The sequence below is a fragment of the Pseudonocardia sp. NPDC049154 genome (assembly GCF_040648315.1).
Classification (GTDB): Bacteria; Actinomycetota; Actinomycetes; order Mycobacteriales; family Pseudonocardiaceae; genus Pseudonocardia.
Map to the genome: position 1 here is coordinate 1 of NZ_JBEZDN010000235.1, position 4,190 is coordinate 4,190.

4 protein-coding genes are annotated in these 4,190 nt (G+C 75.1%); 3 read left to right on the top strand and 1 reads right to left on the bottom strand.

The window, feature by feature from the left end; translation table 11 throughout:
- Positions 1-121: 121 nt before the first annotated feature.
- Positions 122-868, bottom strand: coding sequence for an enoyl-CoA hydratase (locus AB0B41_RS42760; RefSeq protein ID WP_358212911.1), 747 nt, complete (start codon positions 866-868; stop codon positions 122-124).
- Between the two features lie 189 nt (positions 869-1,057).
- On the opposite strand from AB0B41_RS42760, the gene AB0B41_RS42765 reads away from it, so the two are divergent.
- From AB0B41_RS42765 to AB0B41_RS42775, 3 genes are all read left to right on the top strand, one after another.
- Positions 1,058-2,275, top strand: a complete 1,218-nt coding sequence (locus AB0B41_RS42765; RefSeq protein WP_358212912.1) for an acyl-CoA dehydrogenase family protein — start codon at positions 1,058-1,060, stop codon at positions 2,273-2,275.
- Entirely contained in the window at positions 2,272-3,408 is a 1,137-nt protein-coding gene (locus AB0B41_RS42770; RefSeq protein WP_358212914.1) for an acyl-CoA dehydrogenase family protein, read from the top strand. Before AB0B41_RS42765 ends, AB0B41_RS42770 begins: the two co-directional genes overlap by 4 nt.
- 1 nt (position 3,409) lies before the next feature.
- Positions 3,410-4,190 (top strand): alpha/beta hydrolase (locus AB0B41_RS42775; protein ID WP_358212916.1); only part of this gene is annotated, 781 nt, incomplete at its 3' end.

Below are 4,190 nucleotides of genomic sequence, written 5' to 3' on the forward strand. Positions count from 1 at the left end.
ACGGTCGAGCGAGCAGGGCGATCACCCGGTGGCCACCAGTGGTGCGTCCGAACCATCCCAGCCGGCCCGGACACAAGGAAGGTGCACCAGTGAGCCGGTCTCCCGGGGCCCACGCCGGCGCTCAGCCCGGCCGACCCGCGATCGGCGAGTCCGGCACGAGCTGGCGCCCCTCGGCCCGCCTGCGGTCGCGCTCGGCGTGCTCGTGGGCGAGCGCGGCGGGCAGCGGCAGCTCCGCCGAGTGCCGGTAGAGCGAGCGCAGCCCGCGCACGACGACGGGATCGTGGCCGGCGATCGTCTCCGCCACGGCCTGGACCGCCGCGCCGAGCTCGGCGTGCGGCACCACCCGGGAGACCAGCCCGTGGGTCAGGGCCTCCTCGGCGGAGAGCACCCGGCCGGTGAAGGACATGTCCAGCGCCATCCGGCGCCCTACCGCACGGGGCAGCCGGGCCGACATGCCACCGCCGGGCAGGATGCCGACCGAGGCGTGCGTGTCGGCGAACCGCGCCCGGTCGGACGCGATCAGCAGGTCCAGCGCCAGCGCGAGCTCCAGCCCGCCGGTGGCCACCGGGCCGTTCACCGCCCCGATCGTCGGCTTGCCGAGCTCACCGAGCCGCACGATGGCCGCGGTCGCCCCCTCGGGCGGGCGGCCGGTGCGGGTGAACTCCTTGAGGTCCAGGCCGGCGCAGAAGGCCGGATCGGCCCCGGTGAGGACGATCACGCGCACCGAATCGGCGGCCTCCGCCCGGTCCAGGCAGGCGTGCAGCGCGAGGGACAGCGAGGTGTCGATCGCGTTGCGCGCCGCCGGTCGGTTCAGCACCAGCGTGGCCACTCCCGCGGACTCGGAGTAGGTCACCGGCTCGTCGGTCATACCGCTCCCGTCGTGCTCAGGCCGGCGGGACGTCGCGCCGGCGGGCTCCCGCAAGGCACGGTATCCGATAGATCATCAGCCGGAAAGGACTCTTTGCCCCTCCGCCGCACGCTTCCACGCAGAAGATGAAATACTGTATCATATTGCGACTAGCACTCACGATGTCGTGACGCAGGACGGAGGATCGCCATGGCGGTCGAGCTCGCCGACTTCACGCGCGAGGCGCGGGACTTCCTGGACGCGCACGCGCGACGGACGGAGGCGGAGGAACGGTTCCGGTGGGGGGTGGGCGACGATCGAGTCGGCTACTTCAGCACCGCGCCGGCCGAGGAGGCGGCCGCCGCCGTCGAGGCGGCGAGGGCCTGGCAGCGCACCAGGTACGAGAACGGCTTCGGCTGGCTGACCGGCCCCGAGGAGTACGGCGGCCGGGGGCTCGGTCAGGTGCACGCGCTGGCCTACGACGCGCTCGAGTCCGAGTACGACGTCCCTGACACCGGGGTGCTCGACGTGATCGGGCTGGGGATGATCGGGCCGACGATCCTGACCCACGGCACGCCCGAGCTCCGCGAGCACTACCTGCGCCGCATGTACTCCGGCGAGGTGATCGCCTGCCAGCTGTTCAGCGAGCCCGCGGCGGGCTCCGACCTCGCGGGGGTCACCACCCGCGCGGTGCGCGACGGGGACGGCTGGGTGGTCAACGGGCAGAAGGTCTGGACGTCGATCGCCCAGCACGCGCAGGTCGGCGAGCTGCTGTGCCGCACGGACCCGGACGCGCCCAAGCACCGCGGCATCACCGCCTTCCTCCTCGATCTCGACACCCCCGGCGTGGAGGTCCGCCCGCTGCGCCAGATGACCGGCGGCGCCGAGTTCAACGAGGTCTTCCTCACCGACGTCCGGATCCCCGACAGCCGGCGCCTCGGCGAGGTGAACGAGGGCTGGAAGGTCGCGCTGACGACGCTGATGAACGAGCGCGTCACCGTCGGCGGGGAGAGGGGCGGTCCGGCCGCCGCCCTGACCCCCGAGCGGCTCACCGCGATGCTGCGCGCGGTCGGCCGGGAGTCCGACGGGGCCCTGCGCCGCGACCTCGCCGCGCTCCTGGCCGCGCTGCGGGCGGCCCGGTCCCTCAACGAGCGGGCCGCCCGGCTGCTGCGGGCCGGTGCCGCGCCCGGTCCCGAGGGCTCGATCTCGAAGCTCGCCTTCGCCCGCAACCTCATCGACGGCTCCCGCTTCGCCGCCGACGTGCTGGGCCCGCGCATCATTGCCGACACCGGCGAGTGGGGCACCTTCGCCTGGTCGGAGCTGCTGCTCAGCGCCCCGGCGCTGCGGATCCTCGGCGGCACCGAGGAGATCATGAAGAACATCCTGGCCGAGCGGGTGCTCGGGCTGCCGAAGGAGGCCGCGCGATGACCACCGAGACCGAGACCCGGGCCGGGGCCGAGGAGCTCGCGGACCTGCGCGCGGCGGTGAGGGACCTGCTCGCCGACCACAGCGGTGAGGAGGCCGTCCGCAAGATCGTCGACGACCCGGAGCGACGGGGCCACGACCCGCTCGTCTGGGCCCAGCTGACCGAGCAGCTCGGGCTGGCCCGCCTGGCCCTGCCGGAGCGCTTCGGCGGGGACGGCTTCGGTCTCCCGGAGCTGCGCGTGGTCCTCGAGGAGCAGGGCGCGGCGCTGCTGCCTTCCCCGTTCCTCGCTTCGGCCGTCGTCGCCGCCCAGGCGCTGCTCGCCGTGGGGGACGACGAGGCCTGCGCCCTCTACCTGCCCGGGATCGGCGCCGGCACCACGATCGCCACGCTCGCGCTCGCGGAGGCCTCCGGGGTCCCGGATCCCGACACCGTGGAGACGTCCGCGACGCACGGCGGGGCGGGCTGGACGCTGAGCGGCACGAAGTCCTTCGTGCCGCACCTCTCGGTCGCGGACCTCGTCCTGGTCGCCGCCCGGTCCGCGGAGGGGGTCGGGCTGTTCGCGGTGGAGCGCGGCGCGGTCGGGCTCAGCGTCCGTGAGCTGGAGACCCTCGACGGCACCCGCCCGCTCGGTGTCCTGCGGCTGGAGGACACCCCCGCGACGCCCGTCGGCCCGGTCGGCGGAGCCGCGGAGGCCCTGCGTCGCACCGTCGACCTGCTGGGGCTGGCACTGGCCGCCGAGCAGGTAGGAGCGCTGCGCCGCTGCCTCGACATGTCCGTGGCCTACGCAAAGCAGCGCACGCAGTTCGGCCGGCCGATCGGGTCGTTCCAGGCGATCAAGCACAAGCTGGCGGACATGCTCGCCCGCGTGGAGCTGGCCGACGCCGCCACCGAGGGCGCCGCCCTGGCCGTCGCCGAGGATCGCCCGGACGCCGCGGCCGCAGCGGCGGCCGCCTACCTGACCGCCTCCGCGGCCCTCGAGTTCGTGACCGCCGAGACCATCCAGATCCACGGCGGCATCGGGTTCACCTGGGAGCACCCGGCGCACCTGTACTTCCGGCGGGCCCGCGCCTCGCAGAACCTGCTGGGCGGGCCCACCGCCGCGCACGACCGGCTGCTCGACCGGATGGGGATCTGACATGACGACCGTCATCTCCCCCGACGACGAGCTCGCCGCCCTGTCCGAGTTCGCGCTGCTGGGCGAGGACGCCCGAGCGGTCGGGCTGTTCGACTGCCTGCCGCCCGTCCGGCGCCTGGCCGTCCCCACCCCGGACGGCGAGGTCAGCGCGCTGCGCTGGGGGGACGCCGAGCCGCGGATGGTGCTGCTGCACGACGCCGGCCAGAGCGCGCACTCGTGGAACGCCGCGGTGCTCGCCACCGGCCTGCCCGCGCTCGCCGTGGACCTGCCCGGACACAGCCACTCGGCCTGGCGGACGGACGGTGCCTACGCTCCCGCCGGGCTGGCCCGCACGCTCGCCCCGGTCCTCGGCGAGCTGGCCCCCGAGGCCGACCTGATGGTCGGCATCGGGCTCGGCGCCCGCACCGTGCAAGCGGTGGCCGCAGACACCCCGTGGCCGGTCCGCGCGCTGGTGCTCCTGGACGGGACACCCGGCGCCGACCCCGGCGTCGCGGCACGGACGAGCTTCCCGTCCTTCGCGGACCTGCTCACCGTCGCCCGGTCCAGCGCGCCCGGTTGTGGGTGCGAGGAGCTGCGCCGGACGCTGCTGGCGGCCGTGCGCAGGCTGCCCGACGGGAGCTGGACCTGGCGCCACGATCCCGCCGTCGGCAGGCCCGCCGGGTTCAGCGCCGCCCTCGCCGCGCCCACCCACCCCGCGGTGGAGGTGTACGACGAGGCCGCCGCGTCCGACCGGGCCGCGCCGGCCCGTGGCACGGTGCGGGTCCGCACCGTGTCGGGCGCCG